Source organism: Azorhizobium sp. AG788 (genome assembly GCF_004364705.1).
Lineage (GTDB): Bacteria > Pseudomonadota > Alphaproteobacteria > Rhizobiales > Xanthobacteraceae > Azorhizobium > Azorhizobium caulinodans.
Map to the genome: position 1 here is coordinate 290,592 of NZ_SOBM01000003.1, position 15,638 is coordinate 306,229.

General features: G+C 66.9%; 13 protein-coding genes. 6 read left to right on the forward strand and 7 right to left on the reverse strand.

All coding sequences use genetic code 11. From position 1 onward, the window contains the following. Nucleotides 1-90: 90 nt before the first annotated feature. A complete protein-coding gene (gene typA / locus DFO45_RS09150; protein ID WP_012168862.1) occupies nt 91-1,911 on the reverse strand; it encodes a translational GTPase TypA in 1,821 nt (606 codons plus the stop codon). Between the two features lie 179 nt (nt 1,912-2,090). After that, complete coding sequence (locus DFO45_RS09155; RefSeq protein WP_043878760.1) at nt 2,091-2,330, reverse strand: hypothetical protein; 240 nt, start codon at nt 2,328-2,330, stop codon at nt 2,091-2,093. A 273-nt stretch (nt 2,331-2,603) separates the two neighbouring features. On the opposite strand from DFO45_RS09155, the gene DFO45_RS09160 reads away from it, so the two are divergent. Continuing rightward, on the forward strand, nt 2,604-3,053 hold the full coding sequence (locus DFO45_RS09160; protein WP_012168860.1) for a potassium channel family protein: 450 nt from the start codon (nt 2,604-2,606) through the stop codon (nt 3,051-3,053). On the opposite strand, the gene DFO45_RS09165 is transcribed toward DFO45_RS09160, so the two are convergent. Then, nucleotides 3,033-3,830, reverse strand: coding sequence for a DUF72 domain-containing protein (locus DFO45_RS09165; RefSeq protein ID WP_133864605.1), 798 nt, complete (start codon nt 3,828-3,830; stop codon nt 3,033-3,035). The genes DFO45_RS09160 and DFO45_RS09165 overlap by 21 nt on opposite strands. Before the next feature lie 318 nt (nt 3,831-4,148). On the opposite strand from DFO45_RS09165, the gene DFO45_RS09170 reads away from it, so the two are divergent. Further along, nucleotides 4,149-6,539 carry a transketolase gene (locus DFO45_RS09170; protein WP_245518010.1) on the forward strand — a complete coding sequence of 797 codons (2,391 nt, stop codon included), beginning with the start codon at nt 4,149-4,151 and terminating at the stop codon, nt 6,537-6,539. Here the strand turns inward: DFO45_RS09170 and DFO45_RS09175 are convergent. Beyond that, entirely contained in the window at nt 6,523-6,768 is a 246-nt protein-coding gene (locus tag DFO45_RS09175) for a hypothetical protein (protein WP_133864607.1), read from the reverse strand. The genes DFO45_RS09170 and DFO45_RS09175 overlap by 17 nt on opposite strands. Nucleotides 6,769-6,965: 197 nt before the next feature. Here DFO45_RS09175 and DFO45_RS09180 point away from each other — a divergent pair, with 197 nt between their 5' ends. Next, nucleotides 6,966-7,295, forward strand: coding sequence for a multidrug efflux SMR transporter (locus DFO45_RS09180; RefSeq protein ID WP_133864608.1), 330 nt, complete (start codon nt 6,966-6,968; stop codon nt 7,293-7,295). A gap of 12 nt (nt 7,296-7,307) precedes the next feature. On the opposite strand, the gene DFO45_RS09185 is transcribed toward DFO45_RS09180, so the two are convergent. Beyond that, the gene (locus tag DFO45_RS09185) at nt 7,308-7,910 is read right to left on the reverse strand and encodes a GNAT family N-acetyltransferase (protein ID WP_043878758.1); all 603 of its coding nucleotides are present in this window, start codon (nt 7,908-7,910) and stop codon (nt 7,308-7,310) included. Between the two features lie 237 nt (nt 7,911-8,147). After that, nucleotides 8,148-9,392 (reverse strand): glycerate kinase, encoded by a 1,245-nt coding sequence (locus DFO45_RS09190; protein ID WP_133864609.1) that lies wholly within the window; start codon nt 9,390-9,392, stop codon nt 8,148-8,150. Nucleotides 9,393-9,581: 189 nt separating this feature from the next. On the opposite strand from DFO45_RS09190, the gene DFO45_RS09195 reads away from it, so the two are divergent. Then, the gene (locus DFO45_RS09195) at nt 9,582-10,523 is read left to right on the forward strand and encodes a TAXI family TRAP transporter solute-binding subunit (RefSeq protein ID WP_133864610.1); all 942 of its coding nucleotides are present in this window, start codon (nt 9,582-9,584) and stop codon (nt 10,521-10,523) included. A gap of 205 nt (nt 10,524-10,728) precedes the next feature. Beyond that, nucleotides 10,729-12,780 (forward strand): TRAP transporter permease, encoded by a 2,052-nt coding sequence (locus tag DFO45_RS09200; protein ID WP_245518021.1) that lies wholly within the window; start codon nt 10,729-10,731, stop codon nt 12,778-12,780. Between the two features lie 43 nt (nt 12,781-12,823). On the opposite strand, the gene DFO45_RS09205 is transcribed toward DFO45_RS09200, so the two are convergent. After that, nucleotides 12,824-14,215, reverse strand: coding sequence for an NAD-dependent succinate-semialdehyde dehydrogenase (locus DFO45_RS09205; RefSeq protein WP_043879913.1), 1,392 nt, complete (start codon nt 14,213-14,215; stop codon nt 12,824-12,826). 345 nt (nt 14,216-14,560) lie between these two features. Here DFO45_RS09205 and adhP point away from each other — a divergent pair, with 345 nt between their 5' ends. Beyond that, nucleotides 14,561-15,586 carry an alcohol dehydrogenase AdhP gene (gene adhP, locus DFO45_RS09210; RefSeq protein WP_012168851.1) on the forward strand — a complete coding sequence of 342 codons (1,026 nt, stop codon included), beginning with the start codon at nt 14,561-14,563 and terminating at the stop codon, nt 15,584-15,586. The last annotated feature ends 52 nt before the right edge of the window (nt 15,587-15,638 follow it).

Here is a 15,638-nt window from a genome sequence, read left to right on the forward strand (position 1 = left end):
GCGCCCTGCCCGCCAAGGCGGATGAAGCAGACAAAAGAAAAGCCCCGGTGCGCGCACCGGGGCTTTTCTCGTTTCAGACGGGCTTGGACGTCAGGCGACGTCCACCTTGCCCTTCATGCGCTTGCGCTCGTTCGGATCGAGATAGCGCTTGCGCAGGCGGATGGACTTGGGCGTCACTTCCACCAGCTCGTCGTCCTGGATCCAGGCCAGCGAACGCTCCAGCGTCATGCGGATCGGCGGGGTCAGGCGCACCGCCTCGTCCTTGGAGGTGGTGCGGATGTTGGTGAGCTTCTTGCCCTTCAGCACGTTCACTTCCAGGTCGTTGTCCCGGTTGTGGATGCCGATGATCATGCCCTGATAGACCTTCCAGCCGGGCTCGATCACCATCGGGCCGCGATCTTCCAGGTTCCACAGCGCATAGGCCACCGCCTCGCCCTGTTCGTTGGAGATGAGCACGCCGTTGATGCGGCCGGGGATGTCGCCCTTGAACGGCTGATAGGAGTGGAACAGGCGGTTCATGATCGCCGTGCCACGGGTGTCGGTCAGCAGTTCGGACTGGTAGCCGATGAGGCCACGGGTCGGAGCGTGGAACAGGAGGCGCTGGCGATTGCCGCCGGAGGGGCGCATCTCCACCATCTCGGCGCGGCGCTCGGACATCTTCTGCACGACCGTGCCGGAATATTCCTCGTCCACGTCGATGACGACTTCCTCGATCGGCTCCAGCGTGTTGCCGTCCTCATCCTGGGAGAAGACGACGCGCGGACGCGACACGGCGAGCTCGAAGCCCTCGCGGCGCATGGTCTCGATGAGGATGGCGAGCTGGAGTTCGCCGCGGCCGGAGACGAAGAACGAATCCTTGTCGGCGGATTCCTCGATCTTCAGCGTGACGTTGCCCTCGGCCTCCTTGAACAGGCGGTCGCGGATCATGCGGCTCGTCACCTTGTCGCCCTCGGTGCCCGCGAGCGGGCTGTCGTTGACGATGAAGCTCATGGTGACGGTGGGCGGATCAATCGGCTGCGCCTGGATGGGCGTATCCACCGAGGGATCGCAGAAGGTGTCGGCCACCGAGCCCTTCACGAGGCCGGCGATGGAGACGATGTCACCCGCCTCACCCACTTCGATCGGCGAACGCTCGATGCCGCGGAAAGCGAGGATCTTGGAGACGCGGCCCGTCTCGACCAGCTTGCCCTCGCGGTCGATGACCTTGATGGACTGGTTGGGCTTCACGGTGCCGGAGGCGATGCGGCCGGTGATGATGCGGCCGAGGAAGGGGTTGGCTTCCAGAAGCGTGCCGAGCATGCGGAACGCGCCGTCCTCGGTCTTCGCCGGGGGCACGTGCTTGACCACGAGCTCGAACAGCGGGCCGAGGCCCTCGTCCTTCGGACCTTCCGGGGTCAGCGCCATCCAGCCGTCGCGGCCGGAACCGTAGAGGATCGGGAAGTCGAGCTGCTCGTCATTGGCGTCCAGCGCCGCGAACAGGTCGAACACCTCGTTGATGACTTCCTGCGGACGCCCGTCGGGACGGTCCACCTTGTTGATGGCGACGATGGGCTTGAGGCCGATCTTCAGCGCCTTGCCGACCACGAACTTGGTCTGCGGCATGGGGCCTTCGGCCGCGTCCACGAGAACGATGGCGCCGTCCACCATGGAGAGAATGCGCTCGACCTCGCCACCGAAGTCGGCGTGGCCGGGGGTGTCCACGATGTTGATGCGGATGTCGTTCCACACCACCGACGTCGCCTTGGCGAGAATGGTGATGCCGCGCTCTTTTTCGAGGTCGTTCGAATCCATCACGCGTTCGGCCACGCGCTGGTTCTCGCGGAAGGAGCCGGACTGCTGGAGGAGCTTGTCCACCAGCGTGGTCTTTCCGTGGTCGACGTGGGCGATGATGGCGATGTTGCGCAGCTGCATGGGGTTCCTGAACAGCAAAACGCGGGCCCGATTGGCTCGAACCCGCTTCCTTGATTTTGCGGCGCAAAATACACGATGCCCGGCGAAGATCAACGCCCGTGCGCATTTCCGGCGGCACGGACGGGACCGGGATTGATCCGCCGGCTAAACGCAACCCTGCGCTGTGGTTCGCACAGGCCTCAGATCGCCCGCAGCGCCCAGCGGCGGTAGATCTGGTCAGGCTTCATCACCTCGCCCTTGTCTGTGCGCAGCCAAGCCAGTTCGCGATTGGCCGGCGACTGGGTCATGGCGAACACCACCGCATCCTCCACCGTGTCGAAGCCATAGGGCTCCGGCCAGCTGTCGGGGGCGTCCACCGTATGGGAGCTCGGCCAGTATTGCAGCTTGACCGGCTTGTCCTGTGCTGTGTTCGGCGTCATGAGCGTGCCTCCTTGTCTGGAGAGGTCGCGCGCCGTTCCTTTTCGTCCGCGCCGGCGGGAACATGACCTTTCCGGGAATGGCCGCCCGGTTCACCGGCTCGCGGGCGGCGGGGCTTCCGCACGGCGTCGCGATGGGTCGCATCATAACACATCCCGTCCTCGCCGGGTTCCGGCGCCCGGGGGGCGCGGCACGTCCGCCGGGACGCGCGAGAGGCCTTGTTATTTCCCCACTCGACGGCCATGGACGGAAACGGCGCAGGTGGAGTTGGATGAATGCCCGCAGAGCTGGTCTACGGAATCCTCATCAGCCTCATCACGGTGGTCATCCATTCGGTGGCCAGCGTTTTCCTCGTGCGGGCGTTGCTCGTGTTCACGAAGCGGGTACGCCTGCGCCACGCCATGCGCGGCCTGCTGCTCGGCATGATGCTGACCGGCGCCATCCTCACCTTCGCCCATCTCGTGGAGGTGGCGGTGTGGGCCGTGGCCTATGTCGCAGTGGACGGCGTGGTGCAGGACAAGGATTCCTATTACCTCGCCTTTGTGAACTTCACGACGCTCGGCTATGGCGACCTTCTGCCCGCCAAGCCCTGGCGCCTGCTCGGACCGGTGACGGCGGCGAACGGCATGCTGCTGTTCGGCTGGTCCACCGCCCTCATCTTCGCCGTGCTGACGCGCCTGTCCGAGCAGCTGGGCGTGCACCACCTATCGGACAAGGGCGAGTAGGGCCTGCGCCGCCGCCGGCGCCCGCACCTTGGCGCCGTTGATCATGTAGACGAACACGTCGCGCCTGGCGGCCTTCTTCGGCTTGGGAGCGGGATCACCATAGGACGGGAGATCCTCGGGCACGCCTCCGGCTTCCCAAATGCGCGCCCGTTCGAGCCATCCCTTGAGAACGTCGGGGCTGTAGCCGGTGGGCTCTTCCTCCCGCGCCCGCTGGAGGCGGGCGTAGACGAAATCCGCCGTCACGTCGGCGATGGCGGGATAGTCGTCATCATCAGCGAAAATGACCGCCACCTTGTGCTTTCGGGCCAGCGCCACGAATTCCGCCGTGCAAAAGGAGGCATGGCGCACTTCCACGGCGTGGCGCAGCTTCGCCCCGCCCACCGTCTCCGGCAGATGGTTGAGGAAAGCGCCGAAATCGTCGGGGTCGAAGGCCTTGGTGGGCGGGAACTGCCAGTTGATGGGGCCGAGCTTGTCGCCCAGTTCCGCAAGGCCGCTCTCCACGAAGCGGGTGATGCTCTCTCCGCCCTCCGCCAGCACCCGGCGGTTCGTGGCGTAGCGCGGCGCCTTCAGGGAGAAGACGAAGCCGTCCGGCACCTGCGCGGCCCAACTGGCGAAGGTCTTCGGGGTCTGGGTCCGGTAGAAGGTGCCGTTGACCTCGATGGTCGTCACCTGGCCGGCAGCATATTCCAGCTCGCGGGCATGGGGCAGGCCGGGCGGGAAGAAGGTGCCGCGCCAGGGTTCGAAGGTCCAGCCGCCGATGCCGACGCGAATGGTCATCGCTTTCTCTCCCTTGGGTCCGTCCTGATGCGCGATCCGCTCAGCTTGAACCCATCCGAGCCGGGAATCGCCTCAAAATCTGCGAGGAAGCGGGATGTGGCCGGCGGCGTCTCTCGGAGCAACCCGTTTCCGCCGCGGACAAGGCGTGCCGCAAGAACTGGAATGTCATACCGCGAGATGACACCCCGTCGGCAAAATCTACCAAACCGATCGCCATCCGGAGGATAGATCGGCAAGAACCACCCGCTGGACAGCGCTATCCTCCCGGAACCGCCTCTCGCGCGGCACCAAGAAGCAGACCATCCGGAGGACGACATCGTGACCACGGCGCAAGAGCTGGAGATCCTCGCCGAACTGGAGCGCAAGGCGCTCTGGCTGGCCAGTTGGACCATCCACAATGCCAACCACCTGCGCCCCTCCACGGACGGCCTCAAGGTGGGCGGCCATCAGGCCTCCTCCGCCTCGCTCGCTACCATCATGACCGCGCTCTACTTCCACACCCTGCGGCCGCAGGACCGGGTGGCGGTGAAGCCGCACGCGAGCCCCATCTTCCATGCCATCCAGTATCTGCTCGGCGCCCAAACGCGCGAGAAGCTGGAGGCGTTCCGCGCCTATAAGGGCGCCCAGTCCTATCCCTCCCGCACCAAGGATACGGACGACGTGGACTTCTCCACCGGTTCCGTGGGCCTCGGCGTGGCGCAGACGCTGTTCGCCTCGCTGGCGCAGGATTATGTGCGCGCCCACGGCCTCACCGACCGGCCGGAGGGCCGCATGATCGCCCTCGTGGGCGATGCGGAACTGGACGAAGGCAATGTGTTCGAGGCCCTCCTGGAGGGCTGGAAGCACGACGTGCGCAACACCTGGTGGATCGTCGATTACAACCGCCAGAGCCTCGATGCCGTGGTGCGCGAGGGGCTGTACGAGCGCTTCATCGGCATCTTCGAGGCCATGGGCTGGCAGGTGGTCGTGCTGAAATACGGCTCGCTCCAGCAGGCCGCCTTCCGCGAGCCCGGCGGCGAGAAGCTGCGCCACTGGATCGATACCTGCCCGAACGGCGAATATTCCGCCCTCACCTTCCAGGGCGGCGCGGCGTGGCGCAAGCGCCTGATGGACGATCTGGGCGATCAGGGCGACGTGACCCGGCTCGTCGAGGCGCGCTCGGATGCGGATCTCTCCGCCCTGATGACCAATCTGGGCGGCCACGACCTGCCGACCATCCTCGACGCCTTCGACGGCATCGACCACGACCGGCCCGTCTGCTTCCTCTGCTACACGGTGAAGGGCTTCGGCCTGCCGCTCGCCGGCCACAAGGACAATCACGCCGGCCTCATGACGCCGACGCAGATGGACACGCTGCGCGCCGCCATGAACATCCGCGCGGGCCATGAATGGGACCGCTTCGAGGGGCTCACCCTGCCGCCCGCGACGCTGGAGCGTTTCCTGAAGGACGTGCCCTTCCGCCGCGAAGGCACCCGGCGCTATTCCGACGCTGCGCTGGCCGTCCCGTCCATCGCCCCGCCGCCCAATGCCTCGCTCTCCACGCAGGCCGGCTTCGGCCTCATCCTTCAGGATCTGGCGCGGGGCGACAGCGCGCTCGCGAGCCGCATCGTCACAACCTCGCCGGACGTGACCGTCTCCACCAATCTCGGCCCGTGGGTGAACCGGCGCGGCCTGTTCGCCCAGCGGGAGCTGGCGGACGTATTCAAGCGCGAGCGCATCCCCTCCACCTTCAACTGGGAGTTCTCGCCGGACGGGCAGCACATGGAACTGGGCATCGCCGAGATGAACCTGTTCCTCATGCTCTCGGCCCTTGGCCTCTCCCACTCGCTGTTCGGTGCCCCGCTCATTCCCGTGGGCACGCTCTACGACCCCTTCATCTGCCGGGGTCTCGATGCGCTGAACTATGCCTGCTATCAGGACGCCCGCTTCATCCTCGTGGCCACCCCGTCTGGCATTACGCTGGCGCCGGAGGGCGGAGCGCACCAGTCCATCGCCACCCCGCTCATCGGTATGTCGCAGGATGGGCTTGCGGCCTTCGAGCCGGCCTTCGTGGACGAACTGGCGGTGCTGATGGAATTCGCCTTCGATTACGTGCAGCGTGACGGCGGCGGCCCGGACGAGGCCCGCAACTGGCTGCGCGACGAGACCGGCGGCTCGGTCTATTTCCGCCTCTCCACCCGCGCGCTGGAGCAGCCCCGCCGCGCCTTCACGCAAACCCAGAAGCGGCACATGGTGGACGGCGCCTATTGGCTGCGTGAGCCCGGCCCCAATGCGGAGGTGGTAATCGCCGTGCAGGGCGCGCTGGCGCCGGAAGCCATCGAGGCGGTGGGCCTGATCGCCGAGGACCGGCGGGATGTCGGCCTGCTCATGGTCACCTCTGCCGACCGGCTGAACGCCGGCTGGACCGCCGCGTCACGGGCACGCGAGCAAGGCCATTACAGCGCCGAGAGCCATGTGGAGCGCCTTCTGGCGCCCCTGCCCCGCCATTGCGGGCTGGTGAGCGTGATCGACGGCCACCCCGCGACGCTCGGCTGGCTCGGCTCGGTGATGGGCCACCGGCAGCGGGCGCTGGGTGTCGAGCATTTCGGCCAGACCGGCAGCCTGCAGGATCTCTATCGCCACCATGGCGTCGATGCGGCTGCCATCGTGGCGGCGGCGCAGGCCATCGCGCCCGGCCGCCCCATGCGCCACCTCAGGGCGCTGGGCTGAAGAGCGGCCCCGCCATCGCGGCGAGGGCCGGGCCGAACAGGAGAGCCGAGAACACCCCCAGCGCCACGGCGGCGCTGCGGGAAATCCCGAGCGGGGTGGCAAAACGCCCCGCGGCTTTGGCCAGCACATGGCCCATGACCACCCACAGGGTGCCGATGAGCGCCAGTTCCGCCGCGAACAGGCCGAAGGCGCCGGGAAGGGCCACCGGATCGCCTTGCGGGAAGATCACGAGGGCGAAGATCAGCCCCTTGGGGTTCGGCAGCCTGACGGCCCGGCATCGCGACAGCTATGGCCGGCTGGCCCCGTCCGCGCAATTCGGGAATTGTCGGATACGTCCTTTCCGAGCCGTATGCGGGAAACTGCGGATTTTACCTCCACGCCGCGCGCGATAGTGTTCCGACGCACTTCCAGTGCCGGACCTGATCCATGACCTATGCGCTGCTGTTCGTGGCCATCGTCGCCGAAGTCATCGCCACCTCGGCGCTCAAGGCAACCGAGGGCTTCACCCGGCTGGTGCCGAGCCTGATCGTCATCGTCGGATATGGCGTGGCGTTCGTCTGCCTGTCGCTGACGCTGAAGACCATTCCGGTGGGCATCGCCTATGCCACATGGTCGGGCGTCGGCATCGTGCTGGTGGCCGGCGTGGGCTGGGCGCTCTACGGGCAGAGCCTCGATCTTGCCGGCGCGGTGGGCCTCGGGCTCATCATCGCCGGCGTCCTGATCGTCAATCTGGTGTCGAAGACGGCCGTGCACTGACCGCCGTGCGACTCAGGCCCCGGTGGGGCTCAGCACAAGGCTCAGCATGCGCTGACCGGCGGTCCACTGGGCCTGGAACAGCGCGCCGGCCATGCCCTGCGCATCGGCCGTGGCCTCGCGGGTGAGGGAGGCGAGCGTCGGGAAGGGCGCCTTCAGCTGCGCCACCACTTCATCGGTCTCGAAGGTGAAGTCGGCGTCGAACTTGCGGGCGATCTGCTGCATGCGTCGGTTGCGGGCGAGGCAGCTCATGTGCAGCGTGCGGATGCCGCGGTTGCGGGCGCACAGCACGGTGCGGCTCATGAGCAAAGTGCCGAGACCCAGATTCTGGAACGCGGCCTCGACGCTGAAGGCAGCCTCGCCTTCCGTGGGCAGGATTTCGGAGAAGGGATAAAGCTCGGCAGCGGCGCGGAGCACGCCGTCCACGAAGCAGCCATGAACCACGGAGCCGGAGCGGAACACCCGTTCGGAATAATGGGTGATGAACTCGTCGCTGACGGCGGAGCCGAAACGGCTGCGGCGGGTCTCGGTGTCCAGGCGCAGGAGATGCTCACGGAAGATCTGAACTTCGCCGGGCCACAGCTTGCGGATGATGCCCGGTGCGCGCTCGTCGCTCATGGTGAAACTCCTGATGTCCTCGCCAGCCTCCCCCATCGGCTTGTGCTGCGAAACTATGTGCATCGCAGCAAAGGTCAAGGGAACTGACCTACCACATTGGAGCAATTCCCCGCGCCTGCCGGGGACAGAGCGGAGCAAGCAGCTGATATATCAGAGCTTCATGAAGGCCATGCGAACGGCGCAGCCCTGCTGCGCCGCAGCAACATGCAACATTGTCGGCTATGGAGCAGAGCCGGCTCAGCGAATGAGGATGGCGCGGAAGTCGTTGACGTTGGTCAGCGTCGGCCCCGTCACCACCAGCCGGTCCAGCGCCGCGAAGAAGCTGTAGCCGTCATTGTTGGCGAGGAAGGCATCGGCCGAGAGGCCCTTGGCGCGGGCCTCCTCCAGAACGGCCGCGTCGAACCAGGCGCCGGCATTGTCCTCCGTGCCGTCCACCCCGTCCGTGTCGCAGGCGATGGCGCTGAGACCGGCCTCGCCCTTCAGCGCGATGGCGAGCGCCAGCAGGAACTCCACATTGCGCCCGCCGCGCCCCTTGCCGCGCACCGTGACGGTGGTCTCGCCGCCCGAGAGCAGCACGCAGGGCGCCTTCACCGGCAAGCCATGGGTGGCGGCCGAGCGGGAGATACCGGCGAAGACGTTCGCCGCTTCGCGCGCCTCACCCTCGATGGCGTCCCCGAGAATGAGAGGGATGAGACCGAAGTCGCGGGCTTTGGCTTCCGCCGCCTGAAGCGCCATGAGCGGGGTCGCGATCATGTGCACCTCCTGCCCGGGCAGGGCCTCTCCGGAGACGACATTGGCGCGGATGACGGCCTCAAGCTCCGGGCTCGCCTCGATGCCCCAGGCCCGCATGAGGCGCAGCACCTCTTCCGGGTCCGAGGCCTCGGGAATGGTGGGGCCGGAGCCGATGGCCGCGGGATCGTCCCCCGGCACGTCGGAGATGAGATAGGTCACCGCCCGCGCGGGCGCGATGGCGGCGGCCAGCCGCCCGCCCTTGATGGCGGAGACGGACTTGCGCACCCGGTTCATGATGCCGATGGGCGCGCCGGACTTCAGAAGCTGCTTGTTCAGCGCCTGCTTGTCAGCCAGCGTCAGCCCCTCGGCCGGCAGCGTCAGAAGCGCGGAGGCGCCGCCGGACATGAGGCATACGACGAGATCATCCGGTCCCGCGGAGCGGGCGAGTTCCAGAATGCGGCGGGCGGCATCGAGCCCGGCCTGATCCGGCACCGGATGGGCGGCTTCCACGATCTCGATATGCTGGGTCTCGCAGCCATGGCCGTAGCGGGTCACGATCAGGCCCTCGCAAGGCCGTCCCCACGCCGCCTCGAAGGCCCGCGCCATGCGCGCGGACGCCTTGCCGGCGCCGATCACGATGGTGCGCCCTTTCGGCGGTTCCGGCAGGCGGCCCTCGAACTTGCCCTCGGGCACGGCGGCATTCAGCGCGGCATCGAACAGGGCGAGCAGGATGTCCCGATCGGACGGCATGGCGTTCCCCTTTGTATACTTTATGCCAATAGTCCTAGCGCGGGTGCAAGCCGAGGGCAACGCCGCCGCGGCTCCGCCAGCGCTCACCATGGGAAATTCGTCGAAGGCCCGCAAAAGCCTCTGGCCTTTGGCCGGAGAGGCGATAGCCTCACTCCCAAAGCAAAACAAAACTGATTTGGGAGAACGCCCTTGAGAAAACTTGCGCTTGCTGCGCTTGCAGCCGTTTTCGCCCTCTCGCCGCTTGCGGCGCGGGCAGACTTCATCAACATCCTGACAGGCGGCACATCCGGCGTTTACTATCCGCTCGGCGTCGCCATCTCGAAGATCGTCTCGGACAAGGTGCCGGGGGCGCGCCCCTCCGTGCAGGCCACCAAGGCCTCGGTGGAGAATCTCATCCTCATCCAGCAGGGCAAGGGCGAGATCGGCTTCACGCTCGCCGACAGCCTCGCGGACGGCTGGGCGGGCAAGGAGGACGCCGGCTTCAAGACGCCGCTCAAGAAGGTGCGCGCGCTGGCGGCCATCTATCCCAACTACATCCAGATCGTCGCGTCCAAGGACAGCGGCATCAAGAGCATCGCCGATCTGAAGGGCAAGCGCCTCTCGGTGGGCGCGCCGAAGTCCGGCACGGAGCTCAATGCCCGCGCCATCCTGAATGCCGCCGGCCTCAAATATGAGGATCTCGGCAAGGTGGAATATCTGCCCTTCGCCGAATCCGTGGAACTGATGAAAAACCGCCAGCTCGACGCCACGCTCCAGTCCGCCGGCCTCGGCGTTGCTTCCATCAAGGATCTCGCCACCTCCGTGGAAATCAACGTGGTGGAGATTCCGGCGAGCGTCGTGGAGAAAGTGGGCACGCCCTATCTGAAGGCCTCCATTCCCGCCGGCACCTATACCGGGCAGGACAAGGAGGTGCCGACCGCCGCCGTGCCGAACTTCCTCGTGGTGCGCGAGGACATGAAGGAGGGTGATGTCTATGCCATCACCAAGGCGATCTTCGAGAGCCTGCCGGAGCTTCAGGCGGCCCATGTGGCGGCGAAATCCATCTCGCTGAAGGACGCCATGAAGGGCTCCCCCGTGCCCTTCCATCCGGGCGCCGAGAAATATTTCAAGGAGCAGGGCGTCACGCCCTGAGGGTTCCTGCGCCGCGTCAGGCGGCCCGTGATGCGACGTTTGAGTGGGCGCCGTGGGGTGCCCACCCGCCCGCGTTTTCCTCCTGCCTCATCGCGTAGCCGCCTCCGGCGGCGCCGACCCGTGGAGCGATGCCTTCATGAGCACGCCGAGCATCCCCGCCGACAGCGACATCACCCCGCCCCAGACCTTCGCCCCCATCGACGACATGGAGCATGGCCTGCCGCCCGGCTTCGGCACGGGCTTCAAGGGCACGCTGCTGTTCTGGATCGCCATCGCCTTCTCGGCCTACCAGCTCTTCGTCTCCACCTATGCCATCCTGCCCAGCCAGGTGATCCGCGCGCTGCACGTGGGCTTCCTGTGCCTCATCTCGGCGGCGCTCATCGCCAACCACCGCTCGACGAACAAGGCGACGCTGGCGCTCGGCTGGGGGCTGGGGCTCATCGGCTTCGGCACCGGGCTCTATCAGTGGATCTTCTATAACGACCTGATCCTGCGGGCCGGCGAGATCTCGCAGGCCGATTTCGTGATGGGCATCGCCCTCATCGTGGTGGTGTTCGTCATCTCCTGGCAGATGATGGGGGCGGCCCTGCCGCTCATCTGCGGCGCCTTCCTGCTCTATGGCCTGTTCGGCCAGTATCTGCCCGCCCCGCTCGACCATCGCGGCTATTCGCTGGAGCAGATCGTGGAGCAGATGTCCTTCGGCACGGAGGGCATCTACGGCACGCCCATCGCGGTCTCCGCCACCTACATCTTCCTCTTCGTCCTGTTCGGCACGTTCCTGGAGCGGGCCGGCATGATCCAGCTCTTCAACGACATCGCTCTGGGCCTCTTCGGCCGCGCGCGGGGCGGGCCGGCGAAGGTGGCGGTGTTCTCCTCCGCCCTCATGGGCACCATTTCCGGCTCGGGCGTCGCCAATGTGGTGACGGTCGGCCAGTTCACCATCCCACTGATGAAGCGCTTCGGCTATTCCGCCTCCTTCGCGGGCGGGGTGGAGGCCACCGCCTCCATGGGCGGGCAGATCATGCCGCCGGTGATGGGCGCGGTGGCCTTCATCATGGCAGAGACCATCGGCGTGCCTTACGCCACCATCGTGAAGGCCGCCATCATCCCGGCCATCCTCTATTTCGCCTCCGCTTTCTGGATGGTGCATCTGGAAGCAGGCAAGCACGGCCTCGTCGGCATCCCGAAGGACAGGGTGCCGCGCGTGATCCCGGCGCTCCGGCGCGGCTGGTATCTGCTGCTGCCGCTCGCCGTGCTCGTCTATCTGCTGTTCGCGGGCTACACGCCTTTGTTCGCCGGCGCCGTGGGCCTCGCGCTCACCGTGGTGCTCATCCTCGGCCAGAGCCTTGCCGGCGAAGCGGGAAAGCCCGCTCTGCGCCTCGCCTTCTGGATCCTCATCGGGCTCGTGTGCGCCAGCTTCTTCCAGTTCGGCGTCATGGTCATCGTCGGCCTCGTGCTGGCGCTCATCGTCGTGAACGCGATCACGCGCGGCGGGCGGACGACGCTGGCGCTCTGTCGGGACGGGCTGGCGGAAGGTGCCCGGCAGGCGCTGCCCGTGGGCATGGCCTGCGCCATCGTCGGCACGGTCATCGGCGTGCTCACGCTCACCGGCACGGCGACGATCTTCGGCGGCTGGGTGGTGTCCATCGGCAAGGAGACGCTGTGGCTCTCGCTGCTGCTGACCATCGTCACCAGCATCATCCTCGGCACCGGCATCCCGACGATCCCCACCTACATCATCACTGCCTCGCTGGCGGCGCCCGCCTTGCTTGCGCTCGGCGTGCCGCTGATCGTCAGCCACATGTTCGTCTTCTATTACGGCATCATCGCCGACCTGACGCCGCCGGTGGCGCTGGCCGCCCTCGCCGCGGCGCCCATCGCCAAGGCCTCGCCCGATGCCATCGGCTGGCAGGCCTGCCGCATCGCGCTCGCCGGCTTTCTCATTCCGGTGATGGCTGTCTACGAGCCGACCCTCATGCTCCAACAGGGCGGCGAGATCGCGGCCCATTACGGCTACTGGGTCGAGGTGGCCTACGTGTTCGCCAAGGCCTGCATCGTCATCGGGCTGCTGGGGGCCATCGCCATCGGATGGCTGTTCGGCCCGCTCGGCCTCATCGAGCGCATCGTGGCGGGGCTGGCGGCGCTGCTGTTCGTCGCCGCCGTGCCCATGTCGGACATTTCCGGCTTTGCCTTGCTCGCCGTCTTCCTCGGCTGGCACCTGCTCCAGGTGCGCCGCGTCCCGGCGCGCCCGGTGTGACCGATCCCCGCGCGGTGCGGGCCGCGCGGGGATGAGTTCGCGCTCAGAAGGGCGCGTCTATGTCCACCACGTCGATGAGCTTGTGGTTGACGAACTCCTTGAGCCCGAGACCGAGGAGTTCGCGCCCATAGCCCGAGCGGCGGATACCGCCGAAGGGCAGGTCCGCCTTCACCATGGTGGGATGGTTCACGAACACCATGCCGGTGGAGATGCGCTTCGCCACCTCCGCCCCATGCTTCGTGTCCGAGGTGAAGACCGAGCCGCCGAGACCGAAGGGCGAGTCGTTGGCGATACGCACCGCATCGTCCTCGTCCTTGGCGCGGAAGAGCATGGAGACGGGACCGAAGAACTCCCAGTAGCGGGCCGGATTGTCCTCGGTGATGTTGGTGAGGATGGTCGGCTGCACGAAGGCGCCCTGGTTCGGCACCGGCGCGCCCACCTCGATGGCGGTAGCGCCATGGGCGACCGCCTCCTGGATCTTCTGCTTCACCTCGTCCGCAGCCCCCTGCGAAGACAGGGGCGCGAGCGTCGTCTGCGCATCGAAGGGATCGCCCGCCTTCAGGCCCGCGACACCCGCCTTGTACTGCTCGAAGAAGGCGTCATAGACCTCGTCCACGATGATCATGCGCTTGGACGAGACGCACACCTGCCCGCCGTTCCAGTGGCGGCCGAAGACCGCCCATTTCACCGTCTTGGCAAGGTCCGCATCCTTAAGCACGACGAAGGCGTCGGCGCCGCCAAGCTCCATGGTGGATTTCTTGAGCGCCTTGCCAGCAACGGACGCCACCTCCGCACCCGCCCCTTCCGAGCCGGTGAGGGCAACGCCATGGACACGCGGATCGTTGAGGATGAGTTCAATCTGCGCGCGGGTGGCGTAAAGGTTGCGGAAGGCGCCCTTGGGCAGTCCGGCCTCCAGCATCAGACGCTCGAAGGCGGCGGCGCTCTGGGGCACGTTGGAGGCGTGCTTCAGCAGGACGGTATTCCCCGCCGAGAGCTGCGGCGCGATGATGCGGGCGATCTGGTAATAGGGGAAGTTCCACGGCTCGATGGCCAGCAGCACCCCAAGCGGCTCGCAGACCAGAACAGCCTTCCCTTCCGCCGGATCGGCCACGGGCAGCGGCTCGGGCTCCAGCAGGCGCTCGGCATTCTGGACATAATATTCGAAGATGCGGGCGGAGAGTTCCACCTCTCCCTTCGCCTCGGAGAAGAGCTTGCCCATCTCCAGCGTCAGCAGGCGGGCATAGCCGTCCACGTCGCGACGCAGCAGGTCGGCGGCATTCTGGAGGATGCGGGCGCGATAGGCGAAGGACGTCTCGCGCCAGCCCAGGAATGCGGCATGGGCGGCATCGATGGCCGCCACCACCTCGGCATCGGTGGCGTTGGGAAAGGTCTGGAGGACCTCGGCGGTGAAGGGATTGGTGCTTGCGTAAGCCATGGCCGTTTCCATTCGGTGAGAGGACCGGGCCCGCCGGTCGGCAGGCATCCTGCTGGAGCCCCAAGGGACGCCGCCCGCACGCGGCACCGCCCGGGCGCCGTGCGCCCCGCTCCCCGTCGATCAGCGATGCGTCCGGGGATGCGGCACTGTCCTGCCGCGCCGCATCGGCTGCGTTGATCCGCATCAAGCAATGCAACGGTGCCGTTGCGACACCTGTTGAGCAAAAATTCCAATAACGCCATACCGCCCACCGAAGTGAACGCTCCGTGACTGGCAGGAGCTTGATGCGGATCAAGGTGCGCCCCGGCGGCCTGCGGTCTTCTCCGCGGCAGAAGGAGACCGGCCATGACCAACATGATGAAAGCCGCCGTCGTCCACCAGCTGGGCCAACCCCTCGTGATCGAGCAGGTGCCCGTGCCCGAGCCCGGCCCCGAGCAGATCCTGGTCCGCATCGCCGCCACCGGCGTGTGCCACACCGACCTGCACGCGGTGAAGGGCGACTGGCCGGTGAAGCCGAAGCCGCCGTTCATTCCCGGCCATGAGGGCGTCGGCACCGTGGTCGGCGTCGGCAGCCGGGTGAAGCGCGTGAAGGAAGGCGACCGCGTGGGCATTCCGTGGCTGCACACCGCCTGCGGCTATTGTCCCCACTGCCGCACGGGGTGGGAAACGCTCTGCGCCGACCAGCAGAACACCGGCTATTCCGTCAACGGCAGCTTTGCCGAATATGCGGTGGCCGATCCCAATTACGTGGGCCGCCTGCCCGACAAGCTGGACTGGGGTCCGGCCGCGCCCGTGCTGTGCGCCGGCGTGACGGTCTACAAGGGCCTGAAGGAAACCGAGGTGAAGCCGGGCGAATGGGTCGCCATTTCGGGCATCGGCGGGCTCGGCCACATGGCCGTGCAGTATGCCAAGGCCATGGGCATGCATGTGGTGGCCATCGACGTGCATCCCGACAAGCTGGAACTGGCGAAGAAGCTGGGCGCCGAACTGGTCGTGAACGCCCGCGAGGAAGATCCGGGGGCCGTGGTGCAGAAGGCCATCGGCGGCGTCCACGGTGTGCTCGTCACGGCCGTCTCGCCCAAGGCGTTCGAACAGGCATTCAACGTGCTGCGCGCCCACGGCACCATGGCCTTGTGCGGTCTGCCTCCGGGCATGTTCGCCATGCCCATCTTCGACACGGTGCTGAAGCGCATCACCGTGCGCGGCTCCATCGTGGGCACCCGCCAGGATCTGGAAGAGGCCCTCGAGTTCGCCGGCAACGGTCAGGTGGCTGCCCACTTCTCGTGGGACAAGCTCGAGAACATCAACGAGATATTCCACCGCATGGAAGAAGGCGGCATCGACGGGCGCATCGTCCTCAACATGAACTGAGGGACGCCGGGCGGCAGTGCCCGGCCCCTCGATAGCGCCGAGGCCGCATCTC